We start from the raw sequence: 16,639 nt of genomic DNA on the forward strand, positions 1-16,639 counted from the left end.
ACGCCCACACCCGAGTCCATTGGTTAAGGCTTCGGCGGAAGGACGATTTTAGGCTAAATGACTGAAGACAAAACCTGGATCGTACCCGATCCCCATGCATCGTGTGAAGTCCGCCTGGACGACGAGACCGTGACTGTGCTGCGCAGGCACGGGAATCCGCAAGGCCCGCGTCTCGTCCTGAGCCACGGCAACGGACTCGCCATAGACCTTTACTTTCCCTTCTGGTCTCTCCTCACCGACGACTACGATCTGATACTGTACGACCAGCGGAATCACGGCTGGAATACCGTCGGCGATCAGCAGAAGCACGATGTGCCGACGCTGATCCACGACCAGCGCCTGATCCTCGAGGCCATAGACGATCATTTCGGGCAGAAACCGAAAGTGGGCGTCTACCACTCCGTCTCGGCACTGATCACCCTGCTGTCCATCTCGACCTTCAAGGATCTGATGTCATCGGGCCCGGCGATAGATTTCTCCGGACTGGTCCTCTTCGATCCGCCCCTCTGCAAGCCGGGGGTCAGCCAGGTCGAATTCGACGCGGCCGCGGAACAGGTCGCCGCCGCCACCAGGCGACGCGGGCATCTGTTCCAGACGGAAGAGGACTTCGTGGAGCTGCTCAGCTACTCGCCCGGCTTCGTCCGCGTCGTCCCGGGGGTAAGGGAACTCATGGCGAAGACGACGCTGCGGCCGACCGACAGCGGGGACGGTTTCGAACTGCGGTGCCCGCGGGAATTCGAGGCCCAGATCATCGATTATTCGAGGAGCTATTCGGTGCTTGTGGATTTCGATGCGCTCGACTGCCCGACGAAAGTCATCGGGGCGGACCCCACCCTTCCCTATTCCTACCTTCCGACCCTGGACCTGCGCGACATGGTAACGGTCGACTACGACTTCCTGCCCGAGACGACGCACTTCTTTCCTCTGGAGCAGCCGGAGGAATGCGTGTCGCTGATCCGGGAATTTCTCGAAAGCAACAACCTGGCGCACTCGGCCTGAGACGTCCATTCGCCCTGTGAGGGCTTGAGTGGAAGGTCAACCGGTAGGATCTGCCGTCGTCTTGGCCTTGACGCGAACGGTGACGATATCCGTGTCGTGGTACTGTTGGTGGCGGACAGAAGACGCGAGGTGCCGCAGGAGCCGGAGAGAGACTTCCTGTTCGATAGACGTTTCGTCGGTATCGTCGGGTAACGTGGCGAGCCTGTCCTGTATGTTCCCGCCTTTCGGTGTGACGACAAACTCCAGTACCGCCCAGCCTTCTTCCCTGGATACAACGAGCCGCAGATTACTCCCTTTTCGTTCTCCGGGCACTCCGGGCTTTTCGGGCTCTTTTTGCCGGATGAGCGTCAGCAGGGTCTCTTCGGCGACGGCGTCGAGGCGTCCGGCCATGGCCGCGTCCCAGCCGGACCGGGAGGCGAAGTCCCCGAGGAACGATCGGATTTCAGCCAGGGCGGATGTGTCCAGTGCCGTCTCCATCCGGTAGCGTCGGTGTCCGGTGGCACTGAGTGCCAGGTTGAGGAGAATAGCCACCAGACCCCCCGCGGTCATGCCGTTCCGGAACAGGCCCCCCGCGAACTGCGAGACGAAATCCGGGTAGATCAGTTCAAATTGCAGGCTGAATCCCACCAGGAAAGCGGCGCCCACGATGAAGCCTTTGTTCTTGTCGAGGCCGTCCTGGATGACGATCTTGAGACCCACGATAAAAAGCATCGCCAGCAGCACGATGAAGTATGCCGCGAAGACCGGATCCGGAATCGCCAGGACCAGGGCGAACACCTTGGGCAGGAACACGAGCACTACGAAAGCGGCGCCGGTGAAAAGGCCCACGGTCCGGGCGGCTACGCCGGTGAGTTCGATAAGCGGTACGCTGGTCGTGTAGGTCGTGCCCGGCACGGTCCCCGCGAGTCCGGAGAGGAAAGATCCCACGCCGTCGACGGTCATGGCGCCCTGAATCGATCTGAAATCGACCGCCCTGGTCTGTCGCCATGATATGCGCTGGATGGCGACGCAACTGCTGATCGTACGGAGCGAGACGACCACCGCCACCAGCAGAAAGCCGGGAAGCAGCACCCAGAAATCGCCTCCGAAACCCACGTCGAAACCCGGCCAGAGGAATGCGGGCAGGTTGATCCAGTCCGCCTCCGCGATTCTATCCACGTCGAACAGACCGAAACAGCCGCCGACCACGGAGCCGGCGGCCACGCCGATGATCGGCGCCCAGAGCCGCAACTTCGCTGAACCCTTGAGCGTTAAGCCGGAAATGACGGCCACGGTGGCCACGGCGCTGAGGACGGCGCCGAGCGACAATTGCCCATCCGGCGTCGACGACAACATATCGCCCATCACGGGCATCACCGTAACGGGAATCAACATGATCACAGTGCCAGCGACCGTGGGCGTGAGGACGCGCTGGAACAGCGAAAGCCGCCACGAAAGGGCGATCGGAACCAGGGAGGACACGACGACGAGCACGGCGAGCAGGGCCGGTCCGCCGGCCGCCAATGTCTCGATGCAGATCGATATGTACGCCGCCGACGTGCCCATGACCAGGAGATGGCCCGAACCGATCCTGCCGAAGCGAAGGACCTGCAACATCGTGGTCGCGCCGCAGATCGCGACCGAGGCGAATACGGCCCACGCGACGGTGTCCTCCGTTTGTCCGGCGGCCCGCATGACGATCATCGGGATGATCATGACCGCGGCGATGTTCAACAAGGCCAGCTGCAGTCCCAGGCCGAGCGCGAGCATCGTCGGAGGCGGTTCATCCGGTTGAAACCGCAAGCCAGAACGGACGACGGATCCATCAGAACTCATTGGGGCGATTCTCCCGGTTGCCGTTTGCGTATTTTCTATACGAATTCTATAAAAGTTCGTTTGATTTAGAAACGGCAAACAGTTATACTATGCAAGCAATCCCAATAAACCGTTTGATACACCCCCAATTGGAAAGGAAGACATCCATGGCTTCGACCGCTGTTCGTATAAGGAAGCTCATCCAGGACAACCTGGAAGTCGACGGACAACCCATCGCACTGCCGGACGATCTCAACATCAGCCTTACTGAGGCCGGCGTTTCCTCCGTGGACATTCTTGCGTTCGCAAAGCTTGTCGCCGAGGAATTCAACATGGAATTCTCCCCTCAGGATTGCGTTGACGTCAAGACGGTGCAGGAACTCGTCAGCCGCCTGGACGCCGCCGCCTGAGCATTCCTTTCGACGGTCGCGCGTTTCAACCGTAACGCGAATGACAAGCCCGCCTGTGAGAGCGTTCGAGCTATTGCAGGCGGGCTTTGTGCGTTTGGCGCCGCCGGTCGGGCCGTTGGAGCAGTCTGCTGGGCCGTTGGAACAGTCTGCGGGCCGTTGGCGCTTAGCGGATCCAGTAGCTCATGCGCTGGAACGGATAGCCGGGGAGGGCGCGTCTTCGACGGGACTCACCCGCGAACAGTCCGCCCGGTGATACCGGCAAACCGATTTCGTAAGCCGTCTTCACCGCATGCATGAATCCGTCTCCTTCCTCTTCGTCGTTTTCATCTGCAGCATGAGCGAGGCCGCCGAACAAGGTCAGCGCCGCGGCGGCTTCGTCCGCCTGCTTTTCCGGCCATGCTTCGGATATACCCGCCGAAAACCTCGATACCGGGCCAATTTCTATCAGCGTATCCACGGCAAGATCGGCCAGGCTTCGCGCCGAAGCGCCCGATCCCTGGCTCGATTCCTGGCCGGCGAGCGATCCCTCGCCTTCGACTGTCCGATGGATCCAGCGGTCCAGGTCCGCCATCTCTGCCGGCCCCACCCTTTCTCCCGTGGCTCCGCAGACGATCGTCAGTGACGGCGTCGATACGGATATCCCATCCAGCCTGGTCTTCGATGCTTCCGCGGCTAAGGGTGCGGAGCGATTTCCATCCATGGTCCCGCCGATCTCCCCGCGCGCCATTGCGATGCGTAGTCCCTCGTCGAGTGTGAACGCTCCGGCAGCCTGCGCGGCGGCGATCTCCCCGGCGTTGCGGCCACAGACTGCCGAGGGCCGTACATCCAGGCTGGACCACAGGGCGGTGATCGCGCACTGAAGGGCATAGGCCGCCGGGTCCGCCCAGGCTGGATCGTCGATCGGATGCGCCGTCCCTTCCCCGTCGAACAGGGGATCGAGCAGGGAGGCCTCCGTTTCGCCGCGGTACAGCGCTTCGCAGTAATCCAGGACGCCTCGCACCACGGGTTCCGAATCGTACAGGCGCTTGCCGGTATCCCGCCATCCGTCGTCCCAACCATCATATACGAACGCCACCTTCGGCGCGGCCGCGGCCACATTGATCGAGTTCGACTCGACGGAATCAGAACGGGCCTCATTCGACGCGAGTACGTCCAGTCCTTCGCGGAGCGTTGCGACACTGCGAAACACCACGCCGTTCCGGTAACTGAAGTGGCTTCTACCCACACTTGCGGTCCACGCCATATCCGACAGGAACTCATCTACCGATTCCGCGTTCGAGCCGGCCGCAAGATTACGATCCAACCAGGACAGGTAACTTCCCGCGAGTTCCCTGAGTGCCGCCGGGTTCTTGCCCGAGAGCGGCAGGAGGCGGCTCGTCCGCGCCCCGGGACGCACACTGTCCCGTTCCGGTTCCGGAACGCCCGGAGGCAGTTTCACCGCGACGGCCTGCCGTGCGCCGGTCGCTTCGATCTCCGTTTGCGCCGATCGCGCGCCATCGGCGCGCGTCCCATAGCCTTCGACCACCACGTGGGCGTTCGCCCCGGATATGCCGAAGGCGCTGACCGCCGCGCGATGCGGCCGTTCGGGACAGGCCGGCCAGTCCACGGTTTCCGAGGTCACCCGCACGGGAAGGCGGTCCCATTCCACGTTCGGGTTCGGCTTCTCGAAATGAAGTTGTTTCGGGATGCGCCTGTGACGAATCGCCATGACTGCCTTGATCAGTCCGGCGAGGCCGGCAGCAGACTCGAGATGGCCGATATTGGTCTTCACCGACCCCACCAGGAGCGGCCGGTCCGGCGCGCGTCCCCTGCCGTAAACCGCGGCGGCCGCCTGCACCTCGATCGGGTCGCCCAGCGCCGAACCGGCGCCGTGGGCCTCCAGATAGTCCACTTCCGCGGGATCGACGCCCGCCTGCGCCAGCGCGTCCTCGATCACCCGTTCCTGCGCCGGACCATTGGGCACCGTGGGTCCCGCGGTCGCACCGTTCTGGTTGACCGCCGAACCCCGGATGACGCCCCAGATGCGGTCGCCGTCCGCCTGGGCCGCGCTCAATCGTTTCAACACGACCACGGCGCAGCCTTCGCCTCTAACGAAACCGTCTGCTTTGGCGTCGAAGGCGTAGCAACGACCTTTATTGGACAGCATGCCCAGGTAGGCCATTTCCGACGTGATATCGGGGGACAGCACCGTATTTACCGCTCCTGCCAGAGCCATATCCACTTCTCCGAGACGGAGGCTGGCCACAGCGTGGTGCACGGCAAACAGGGCCGACGCACAATTCAGTTCCAGAGGGACCGAGGGACCTTCCAGGCCCAACAGGAAGGAAATCCGGCTTACTGTCAGGCTTCTGGCCGTACCCAGGAAATTGACGCCGCCTCCCTGGTTCTTCATCAGATCACGATACTCGCTGGAAGATATACCCGTGTACACCCCCGTACGCGAACCTCGGAGCCTGTCCGGATTGATTCCCGCGTCATCGATCGCGTGCCAACTCGTCTCCAGCAGGAGCCGCTGCTGGGGATCCATGCTGCGCGCTTCCAGTGGCGATACCCTGAAGAACCTCGCATCGAACTGGTCTATGTCGTCTATGAACCCTGCGCGACGCCAACCTTCGTCGCCCTGGTCCGGCCCATCCGGCGATACACTCGCCGTTCCGGTGTCGGGACGCACGTCCGTGACGGCATCCGTACCTTCTTCCAGCATGCTCCAGAAGGCATTCAGGTCCGGCGCGCCGGGAAAACGGCACGCCATGCCGATAATGGCAATGCCTTCGTTTTCGGACCGGGAAACGGCACCGCTCGCGGGTCCTGTGGGCGCTTCCGGGACAGCAGAGGCACCGCTCGCGGGCCCTGTGGGCGCTTCCGGGGGCGCGATGGCAAAGCGGCCGGATCCGGCAGGCGCTTCCGAACCCGCGGCTTCGCTTCCGCTGCCACCGGATTCAGGATCGCCGCTTTCCAATTCCGCGTCGCCGATCTCGTCCATCAGGTGGGTGGCGAGAGACGAGATATCCGGATAGTCGAAAACCAGGGTATTGGGCGCCGTGTAGCTGCCCGCAAGGGCGCGGTTCAACCGGTTCCTCAGTTCGACCGCCATCAGCGAATCCATGCCGAGGTCGAAAAAACCCACGGTAGGCGCAGGCGTGGACGACAGCCGAAGCACCGATTGCACTTCCCCTTGCAGGAAGGAAACCAATACGTTCTCCCGTTCCGCGGAGGGTGTATTCCGCAGACGGGTCAAGACGTCATCCGAGGATTCCGGCGCCTCTTCCGCCTCCTCCTGGGCAGCCGTGAGCAGGTCCTCGAGCAAGGGCGGCCGGCTTTCCGCCGCTTCTTCGAATACGGACCAGTCCATCGCCATGACCACGGAATGGGTTCCATCCTGCCGGACCAGCCGGTCCAGTGCCCTCAGGCCCTGCTGCGGGGTAAACCAGCGACCGCCGAGAGCCGCGCGTTGGCTTTCGATCCGTTCTTTCTGCTCCGCTGCTTCGCCGATCTCCGACCAGGCGCCCCAGGCGATGGCCTGTCCCGGAAGCCCCAACGCCCGTCGGTGGCCGGCCAACTGGTCCAGGAATGCATTGGCCATGGCGTGGTTCGCCTGGCCCGGGTTGCCCATGACGCCGACCCGGCTCGAGAAGAGCACGAACAGATCCAGGTCCCGGTCCCGGGTCGCCTGGTGAAGGTGCCAGGCGCCCAGTATCTTGGGCCGCAACACGGTCTCGAAGTTCTCCCAGCGCTGGTTCCCCAGCGCGCCGTCCGACAGCACACCCACGCTGTGGATCACCCCGCCCAGGGGCGGCAGATCCCGGTCCATGCGCTCGAGCATCGCGTCCACCGCGTCCAGATCCGTCACATCCGCCAGTTCCACCTGTACCGCCACACCCCGCTCCCGGAGTTCCTGTATGGCTTCTTCGGCTTCCGCGTCCGGCTGGCGGCGGCCATTCAGCACGATCGTGCCGGCGCCGCGATCCGCGAGCCAGCCGGCCACCGCGCAACCGATGCCGCCCAGTCCCCCCGTCACCAGGTAGGTGCGGTCCTTCTTCAATCTGCCGGTGACCAGCGGGGGCGGCGTAACGACGATCTTTCCGAGATGGCGGGCGGACCGCATGAAGGACAGGGCGGCGCCTGCTTCGGCCAGGGGCCAGCGGCTGTGTATGATGGGTTTAAGTTCTCCCGAAACCAGGCGCTCCATGATACCTCTGAGGACGCGGCCGACCCAGGCAGGGTCCGTCTTCTTCAGTACATCCAGCTCCAGGATGTCGTAGGCCACGTCGGGACGCAGCGCGGCCATCTCGTCCCCGGTCAGGATGTCGCGCCGGGCCATCTCCACGAAACGGCCATCGGGCTTGAGGCAGGACAGGCTGGCGTCGATGAACCCCTCGCCCGTCAGGCTGTTCAGGACCACGTCCACCCCTTCGCCACCCGTGGCTTCGAGGATCTCCGGTCCGAACGCCGTCGTGCGGCTGTCGTAAATGTGCTCTACGCCCAGCGAGCGGAGATAGGCCTGTTTCGGAGCGCTTGCCGTGGCATGGACCTCGGCCCCCGCGGCCTGAACCAGCTGGATGGCCGCCAGTCCCACTCCGCCGGCACCGGCGTGAATGAGCACTTTTTCTCCCGCCTCGAGTCCCGAGTACTCGAAGGAAAGCGCGGCGGATACGAAGGCGCTGGGTACCGTGGCGAGTCCGGAGACGGAGAAGCCCTCCGGCGCGGGCGCCACGAGATCCCCATGGGTGATCATGAGCGGTGCGAAGGCGCCGAAGCCCAGACCCACCACGTGATCTCCCACCGAGACGGACGATACTCCGTCGCCCACCTCGGTGATCACGCCGCACATCTCCCGTCCCAGGAGACCCTCTTCGATGAAGCCGAGGGACCGGAATACATCCCAGAAATTGAGTCCGGCCGCCTCGACCGCTACACGAACTTCGCGGGGTTCGAGCGGGCGCGGCGGTAGTGGTTGTACGAAGGGTTGGTCGAAGACGCCCGCCGGGTCTGGCGCCAGCACCCATTCCTGGTCTTCCGGAAATTCCAGGCTACCTGTACTGTCTCCCATTCGAACCAGCCGTGCCACCAGGCGGCCTTCCCGACGGTAGACGATGTGGTTCTCCTCGTCCGGGTACATGAGTTCATTGACGAGATCGGGACCCGGCGCCAGTTCCGCGGGATCCAGATCCAGCATCCGTGGTTGCAGATGCGGCGCTTCGCGGGCCACCCCCTTGCCGAATCCCCACAGGGCGGCACCCGCCAGTTCACCGCCGAGCTCCCGTTCCAGTACCTGGGACCCGCGGGTGATGAACCAGACGCCCCTGGCCGGGGTCGAATCGGTGTCGATCAGCCCCTGCACGAGTGCGAGGGCACAGGCTCCTGCACGCTGCACTTCCGCGGCCAGTTCCAGCGTGTCGGTCTGCGCACCGGGGCCGTCCAGGCCGGCCAGGTGTACGACGCCGCTGAACGGCACGTCCCGCGGCAGGCTTTCGATCACCGATCGCCACGATTCCCGTTGTCCCCATTCCGCGGTGGTCCTGACGATACCCGGGCCGTTTGTGGCAGGCAATCCGTCCGCTGCATCGCCGTCCCGCACCAGGCAGACCGTCTGGTTCCGCGCCGCCAGTGCGGACGCGAGTTCCTCCGCGCGTCCCGTCCGGTCCTCGGTGAGGATCCACGCGCCGGCAGGTTCGGATACCTTCGCCGGTCCCTGAGCCACGATCACGCCTTTGTCCAGGATCGTGGATGCGTCCGATGTATCCGGCCCGCCTGGTCCGTCTGGTGCGCCTGTTCCGTCCGGTCCGTCGGGTCCCAGCACTTCCGATTCCGCGAATCCCGCGTCGCCAAGGGCCCGCCGCCAGACGTCGGGGCCTGCGAGCGCGTGGTGGGGCCGGTAATCGTCGGCGAACCGCCACCAGCCGTCGAGTTGTCCGAAGGTCAGGTCCATCCAACCCAGTCCGCTGAGGTTCTCGAGTGCGATCAGATGGCCGGACGGTGCGAGCAGATCCCTGCAGTGACCGAGGGTCTCCGTCAGGTACCGTGTCGCGTGCAATACGTTCGACGCGATCAGCAGGTCATAACCATGGGGTTCGAATCCCTGCCCGATCGGGTCCTTTTCGATATCCAGCGGGCGATAGTCGATGGCTCCGCCGCGGTCGCCGAACCGGGATTCCGCTTCGGAGAAGAAACCCGCGGAAATATCGGTGTAGGTGTAGAGGAACCGTCCTTCCGGAAGCTCGGGCAACACGGACGCGGTCGCGGACCCCGTGCCGGCCCCGACTTCGATTACCCTGAGGCGCCGTCCATCCGGCAGTGTGGAAACGAGGGCCTGCACCGCCTCCGTGAGCATCCTGTTCGCGGCCCGCGCGACGGGCGCTTTCAGATAGAGATCGCCCGCCGTCGGTTCTCCGCTGCTGAACAGGAGGGTCAGGGGGTCCTCTTTTCCGCGAAGCACCTCCGCCAGGGCTAGGCCGGACCGCAGGAACAACCCGATCTCGATCTGGCCCTGGTCATACCTGTCCTTCATCCAGTCGGCGAAGGCCTCGAGGTCGGCGGGCATGTGTTCAGGGAGCGGATCCTCCGGACCCACAACCACGCGGAATCCGTCGTCCCGCTCATCCATTACGCCGGATCTGGCAAGCATCTCGAAGAGCCGGCGAAAGAGGCGGGTGTGTTCGGGCAGGACGCCCAGCGCCTGCCGGAGATCGTCGGGATCCACCACCGCGCCTTTCTCACGCTGCCATCCCAGTTCCTCCAGCGACGCGAGTGCGCGGGACCGCGACCATCGCTCCAGGTCCGCCAGCAGGGCGTTCCGGTTCTCCGGATCCACGCCGGCGTCCGTCAGGTAGCCCGTAAACGACTGTGCGTTGCCCGCGACTTCCGACGGACTGGGAAAGAATTCCGCCGCTTCGATACCCGGAGCCAGGGGGCGCTCGCGCCATACGACCTCGTACAGCAGGTCATTCACGCCTTCGACGGCCGCCAGAAGGGCCGCCCGGGTCGCCCGTTTCACCGTGTATCCGCTCAGGCGGCCGACCAGGGCGCCGTTCGGATCGTAAATCCGCATCTCGCCGCTCAGTACTTCCGGCGTCTCGTCCGGGTTCGCCTCGGCGCCGCGCGAGGATTCGCCCAGCAGCACGTGACAGACCACCCGGTCCGGCAGCGGCCCCGCCAGCCACATCCGCTCCCAGCCGAAGGGCAGGTAGGTCGCTCCGCCTTCGGTCTCCGCCACGTTCCGGGCAACGCCCATGACCTGGAAGCATCCGTCGAGGACGAGCGGATGCACGTCCAGCCCGTCCCTGTCGTGGGGTTCCGTTATAGAGACCTCCGCTACCGCCTCGCCCGGCCGGGACCATGCGTTTCCGAGCGTGCGGAAGCTGGGACCGAGATCGACCCCCGTACTCGCCCGGTGGCGGTAGTAGCCCGCAACGTCCACGGGCAAGAGTCCGTCTTTCAGCGCTTCCAGGTCGACCTGCCGGTCAACCTGGCCAGCCTGGCCAGCCTGACCAGCCTGACCGGACTGGCCGCCCGTACCGTCTCCCGGATCAGGGGCGCCCGGTGCGATGCGCCCTTCTACATGGACCGTCCACTCTTCTTCATTCCCCTTGCTGTAGATCTGCATGCCTCTGGATGCATCCGGTTTCGCCGTCTCGATCACGACCTGAACCCGTCGTCCGTTGTCGGCCCCTTCCTCGTCGTCGAAGACCATCGCGTTGTGTAACTGCATGTCTTCCAAAACCATCGGACCGCTTCCCTCAAGCATTGATACGGCACAGGCCATGGAACCGTACAGGGCGCCTGGAGCCAGGACGCGGTTGAAAACGCGGTGGTCGTTCAGCCAGGATGGATCCGCGGGGAAGATCTCCGTTTCGAAGGTGATCTCGCCGCGGGCGGACTCGTGACGGTCTCCCAGCAGGGGATGGCCGGCGCCGCTCCGACGTTGCTTCGGCGCTTCGACCCAGTGCCGCTGGCGTTGGAACGGGTACCCCGGCAACGAGATCCTGCACCGGGACTCCCCGGCGAACAGTCCTTCGAAACGGATCGGCAGGCCGGCCTCATAGGCCGCTGCTACAGCGTTTACGAGACTGCCCACTACCGGTATCGGCGAATCATCGGAGGGACGGGTGAGACTGGGGAGCACTTTGGGCGCCGGTGTCTGCGGAGTTTCCGGCCAGGACGAAACGGTCAGGGGCGCCAGGATCGCGTGCGGACCGATCTCGACGACCAGGTCCGCGCCGAGCGCGGCCAGCGTGCCGACACTTTGGGCGAAAGCCACGGGTTCCCGCGCGTGCCGCTTCCAGTAGGCCCCGTCGAACAGGTGATCGGAAGCTACTTCCCGTCCCGTCAGATTGCTCACCACGGGAATCGACGGGGTACCGATGGCCACCCCGTCCAGTGAGGATTCCAGCGCGTCCAGGGCCGGTTCCACCAGCGCGCTGTGGAAGGCCCTGGTGGTGTTCAGCCGTCTTGCACGGATCCCTGCCGCCTCGAAGTGTCTCATGACGGCTTCGACGCCCGGGACCGTTCCGCTTACCACCTGGTGCGACCCGTTGTCCGCCGAGATATTGCACCCGATTCCGCCGGCCGCTTCGAAATCGCCGGCCGCTTCGTTCAGCACTTCCAGTTCGGCTTCGACCCGTTCCGCGGGCGCGAAAACCGCGGCCATGGCACCTTCTTCGGTACCGGACAGCAAGGTGCCCCGCGTGGCGGCGAACCGCATCCCGTCTTCCAGGCCGAATACCCCCGCGGCATGCGCCGCGGCCAGTTCCCCGACGCTGTGGCCCATGACCACGGCCGGCCGAACGCCGATGCTTGACCAGAGGGCCGTCAGCGCACATTCCAACGCGAAAAGCGCCGGTTGCTCCCAGGCCGTGTCGTTCAGCGGTCCTACCGCTTCGTTACGGCCGAACATCACATCCAGCAGTGAGGTCTCGCGGACCTCCTGGAACACCGCTTCACAGCGGTCCAGTACCGCACGGGCTACGGGCTCCTGTTCGTAAAGCGCCTGCCCCATGCCGACCCACTGGCTTCCCTGGCCTGTATAGACAAATGCAATCTTCGCCGGTTTCAGGGCGTGCTCGATCGGGCCGGTTCCGGTCAGTTCGGTGAGCCGTTCCCGCAGTGAATCGATATCGTGGAAAGCAATGCCCGCGCGGTGATCGAAATGGCTTCTTCCCACGCCCGACGTCCACGCCATATCCGAAAGGAGCCCTTCCAGACCGGCCTCGCCGTCGCCGTCGACGGAGTGCGATTCTTCGGACCGGCCGGTCTGCTGGTCGAGCCAGGAAAGGTATCGGCCGGCCAGTTCGCGTAACGCGTCGTCCGATTTGCCCGACAGTGGTAGCAATCGGGTCTTGCGCGGTCCCAGGTCATCGGACGGCACAGGCGCGCCAGCCACCGATTCAGGCAATGAAGCGGCCACAGCGACCGGCGATCCGGCGACCGGCGATCCGGCGACCGGCGATCCGGCGACCTCGCGGCCGCCTTCCCCTGCTTCATCCGGTGCGCGGTACTCCTCCACCACGATGTGGGCGTTGGTTCCGGAAATGCCGAAGGAGTTCACGCCCGCCATGCGCGTGCGCCCGTCCGTACGCGGCCAGTCTATCATTTCCGTGGTAACCCGTATGGGTAGGTTATCCCAATCGATACCGGGGTTCGGGTCGTGGAAGTGAAGGTGCTTCGGGATCACTCCATGCTTTACCACCAGGGCGGCCTTGATCAGTCCGGCCACACCCGCGGCCGACTCCAGGTGGCCGAGATTGGTTTTGACGGAACCCGTCAGCAGCGGATGATCGGCGCCGCGTCCCCGGCAGTAGACTTCGGACACGGCGTCGATCTCGATCGGGTCGCCCACGGTCGTCCCGGTCCCGTGCGCCTCCAGGTACTCCACGTCCGTAGGAATTACCCCCGCCTGGTCCAGCGCGTCTTCGATCACCTGGATGAGTGCGGGGGTATGGGGGACGGTCAGGCCCGTGCTGGCTCCGCCGTGGTTTATGGCCGAACCGCGGATGACGCCCCAGATCCGGTCGCCGTCGGCCTCTGCCTCGCTCAGCCGTTTCAGGACCACCACGCCGCATCCTTCGCCCCGTACGTAGCCGTTCGCCGACGCGTCGAAGGTCTTGCACTGTCCATCCGGTGACAGCATCATGGAATCGGCGCGCAATTCGTAAATACGGGGATTCAGGAGCGCCTGCACGCCGCCCGCAAGGGCCAGGTCGGCCTTGCCGTGCTGCAGGTCCGATACCGCGTCGTGGATCGATACCAGAGACGACGCGCAGGCGGCGTCCACCGCCTTTACGGGACCCATCAGGCCCAGTACGAAAGCGACCCTGCCGCAGGTGCCGTTAAGGTTCGTGCCGCTCAGTGCGTAGAGACAGGAGGCCGCGTCGGAGGGCCGGGTGGATTCCAGGACCAGCATGCGGTACTCGTCGTTGCTGATCCCGGTGTAGACCCCGGTACGGCTGCCTTTCAGGCTGTCCGGGTCGATTCCCGCGTCTTCCAGCGCCTGCCAGCTCGTTTCCAGCGTCATCCGCTGCTGCGGGTCCAGCAACTGCGCTTCGACCGGTGAAATCCGGAAGAAGGACTCGTCGAACTGGTCGATGTCGTCCACGAAGGCGCCATACCTGCAGCCGTCGCTGATTACCGCGCCTTCCGGGAAGAGCGTGCCGATGCGCCCGGTACCCGATCCGGGGACGCCCTCGGTCACCGCGTTCCCACCCGCTTCAAGCAGGCGCCAGAATGAATCCAGGTCCGGTGCGCCGGGAAACTTGCAGGCCATGCCGATGATCGCGATCGACTGTTCGTGCACGGCGTTCCGCTTCGTCCTTTCCCCGGATCGACCGGCCGCTTTCTCGCTCGCCCGTGGTGGTGTTTCGATCGACATTATCGTCCCTTTCGTCTACTTAGTTTCTTTCGTCAACTGGGTCTGTTTTGGAGACCGTCCACCCTGCCGAATACCGACTCCGGTGCTTCCGCCAATTGCTTGATTCGCTGCAGGAACCGGGCGGCCGGCGCGCCGTCCACGATCCGGTGGTCGAAGGTCAGGCTGAGCGCCATCATGCGGCGCACGCCGGTCTCCCCGCTTGATTCGTCGACAACGACTACCCGCTGCACCGCCCGCCCGAGCCCGAGTATCGCACACTGGGGATAATGTATGATCGGGGTGAAGGCGTCCACGTCAAACATGCCCAGGTTGGTCAGGGTGAAGGTTCCGCCCTCGATCTGGTCGAGCGTCAGGCTGCCGTCCTGCGCGGCCTGGATCAGGCTTTTCGTTGTTGCCGAGACATCCTGGAGCGTTTTGCCCGGTACGTCCTTGATTACGGGCGCGATCACCCCGTCGGCTGTATCCACCGCGATACCAATGTGGATGCCGTCGTTCAGCACCACGCCGTCGCGCCAGGATGCGTTCATGACGGGATGCTCGGCCAGGGCGACGGCGGTAATCCCGACCATCAGATCGTACCAGGACGGGCGGTAAGCCTCTTCGTACAACGAGGAAAGCGCGGTAACGTCTGCCTCGGTGTTCAGGGTGACCGGCGCCGTGGTCCGATGTGCCTCGACCATCCGGCGGGCGATGACCTGGCGCATGTCGCCCTGGACGGCGCCGGCCCTTCCGTCCGTCCCGTCCACCGCGGGTACGTGCCGCCGGCTGCCTTCGTGCCTGCGGGCGGCTTCGAGCACATCCCTTTCCACGATCCGGCCCGATCTTCCGGTTCCTTTCAATGAACGCCAGTCGATGCCCGCGGACTTTGCCGCGCGGCGGGCCCGGGGACTGATGGCGGGGGCGTCCTGCGCTCGAGGGGCGCCCACGGCGGTTCCGGCGGCCGGTAGGGTTGGTGCGGCCGCAACGCTTCCGCCCGTTCCGGCCTTGACGACTTCGCTCTCCGTATCGTCCGGTCTCCCCGCATTCGGATCAAAGGTCTCGAGTTCTGCTTCGGCTACGACGTAACCCAGGAGCGTTCCCACGGGCACGTTCCGCCCCGGAGGCGGCGAAGCATCGGGGATCTTCAGGATGCCGGCCTCGAAAGACTCCACTTCCGCCGCGGCCTTGTCGCCCTCGATGGTGCATACCATTTCGCCCTTGATCACCGGATCGCCGTCCTTTTTCAGCCATTCGACCAGCGTGCCTTCTTCCATGTTCCAGCCCAGCCGCGGCATGACGATTTCGTAGGGCATGCGCCGTTCCTATTCCACGAGCAGTTCGCGGACGGCCTGTTCGATCGATGCCCTGTCCGGGACGACGGCCTGCTCGAGGGAAGGGCTGTAGGGCGTGGGCACGTGGGCGCCGTTCAGCCGCTTGATCGGCGCGTCGAGTTCGTCGAAGCCGTGTTCGGTCACGCGGGCCGATATTTCGGCGCCGATCCCGCACGGCATGAAGGTCTCGTCCACAATGAGCAGCCTGCCCGTTTTCCGCACGGACGCTAGGATGGTTTCCACGTCGAGGGGCGCCACGGTGCGCGGATCGACGATCTCCAGGGAAATCCCCTCGCCGGACAGTTCCTCCGCGACCTGAAGGGCATGATGGACCATGACGGTAAGCGCCACGACCGTGGCATCGGTACCCTCGCGAACGACCGCGGCCTGTCCGAAGGGCACCCGGTGCTCACCGTCCGGCACGGGCCCCTTAAGGTTCAGCAGATGCCGGTGCTCCATGAAGAAAACAGGGTCCTCGCCGCGCAGCGCCGTGGCGAACAGGCCCTTCGCGTCCGCGGGATTGGAGGGCAGCGCCACGCGGAACCCCGGGATGTGGACGAAGAAGGGATAGTAGCTGCCGGAATGGTGGGTCGCCGCGGAGTGGCCAATGCCGATGCAGCCCCGAAGCACCATAGGCATCTTCAGCCGGCCGTTGCTCATGTACTGCATCTTGGAAGTCTGGTTGATCAGCTCGCCCAGGCCGTCGAGGATGAAATCTGTAAACATGAAATCCACGACGGGCCGGGCGCCGGTCATGGCCGCGCCCGTGCACATCCCGATGAACCCCCGTTCGCAGATGGGCGTGTCGCAGAGCCTTAAGGGGCCGTGCTTCTCGTAGAGCCCGGCCGTGGTCTCGAAATTGCCGCCGCGTTCGCCCGCGCCTTCCCCGACCACGAATATGGCGGGGTCCGCGTCCATGGCGTCGGACAGGGCTTCCCGCGCGGCTTCCGTGAAGGTCTTCTCGGTCATACCGTCTCCCGGTACACGTGGCGGTCCGCCGTGTCGCCGTCGGGCCATGGACTGGCGGCCGCTTCCCTTTCCGCTTCTTCTACTTCCGTCCGGACGTCGGCTTCGATCCGGTCCAGATTGGACGCCGTCATCGTTCCCTCGGACAGGATACGGCGCCGGAACCTCGAAATGGGGTCCTTCTCCCGCCACTTGGCGACTTCCTCCTCGGTGCGGTACACGCCGGTAAGGCCCATCCCTTCGGCATGGGGTCGGGTGCGGTACGTCTTCGCTTCGATGAGGGTCGGTCCCTCACC

At 64.7% G+C, this 16,639-nt stretch carries 7 protein-coding genes; 2 read left to right on the forward strand and 5 right to left on the reverse strand.

Annotated features, from left to right (window positions below; translation table 11 throughout):
- Window positions 1-57 precede the first annotated feature (57 nt).
- The gene (locus tag F4Z81_00630) at window positions 58-999 is read left to right on the forward strand and encodes an alpha/beta hydrolase (GenBank protein ID MXW03552.1); all 942 of its coding nucleotides are present in this window, start codon (window positions 58-60) and stop codon (window positions 997-999) included.
- A gap of 36 nt (window positions 1,000-1,035) precedes the next feature.
- Here the strand turns inward: F4Z81_00630 and F4Z81_00635 are convergent, their stop codons facing one another.
- Window positions 1,036-2,814 carry a hypothetical protein gene (locus F4Z81_00635; protein ID MXW03553.1) on the reverse strand — a complete coding sequence of 593 codons (1,779 nt, stop codon included), beginning with the start codon at window positions 2,812-2,814 and terminating at the stop codon, window positions 1,036-1,038.
- Here F4Z81_00635 and F4Z81_00640 point away from each other — a divergent pair.
- Window positions 2,814-3,203, forward strand: a complete 390-nt coding sequence (locus F4Z81_00640; GenBank protein ID MXW03554.1) for an acyl carrier protein — start codon at window positions 2,814-2,816, stop codon at window positions 3,201-3,203. The two genes, F4Z81_00635 and F4Z81_00640, sit on opposite strands and share 1 nt — an antisense overlap.
- Window positions 3,204-3,366: 163 nt before the next feature.
- On the opposite strand, the gene F4Z81_00645 is transcribed toward F4Z81_00640, so the two are convergent.
- The 4 genes from F4Z81_00645 to F4Z81_00660 form a co-directional block, all read right to left on the reverse strand.
- On the reverse strand, window positions 3,367-14,067 hold the full coding sequence (locus F4Z81_00645; protein MXW03555.1) for an SDR family NAD(P)-dependent oxidoreductase: 10,701 nt from the start codon (window positions 14,065-14,067) through the stop codon (window positions 3,367-3,369).
- A 32-nt stretch (window positions 14,068-14,099) separates the two neighbouring features.
- A complete protein-coding gene (locus F4Z81_00650) occupies window positions 14,100-15,359 on the reverse strand; it encodes a 2-oxo acid dehydrogenase subunit E2 (GenBank protein ID MXW03556.1) in 1,260 nt (419 codons plus the stop codon).
- Window positions 15,360-15,368: 9 nt separating this feature from the next.
- Complete coding sequence (locus tag F4Z81_00655; GenBank protein MXW03557.1) at window positions 15,369-16,346, reverse strand: alpha-ketoacid dehydrogenase subunit beta; 978 nt, start codon at window positions 16,344-16,346, stop codon at window positions 15,369-15,371.
- Window positions 16,343-16,639 (reverse strand): dehydrogenase (locus F4Z81_00660; GenBank protein MXW03558.1); only part of this gene is annotated, 297 nt, incomplete at its 5' end. The genes F4Z81_00660 and F4Z81_00655, both read right to left, overlap by 4 nt.

The sequence above is a fragment of the Gemmatimonadota bacterium genome (genome assembly GCA_009835325.1).
GTDB lineage: Bacteria > JAAXHH01 > JAAXHH01 > JAAXHH01 > JAAXHH01 > JAAXHH01.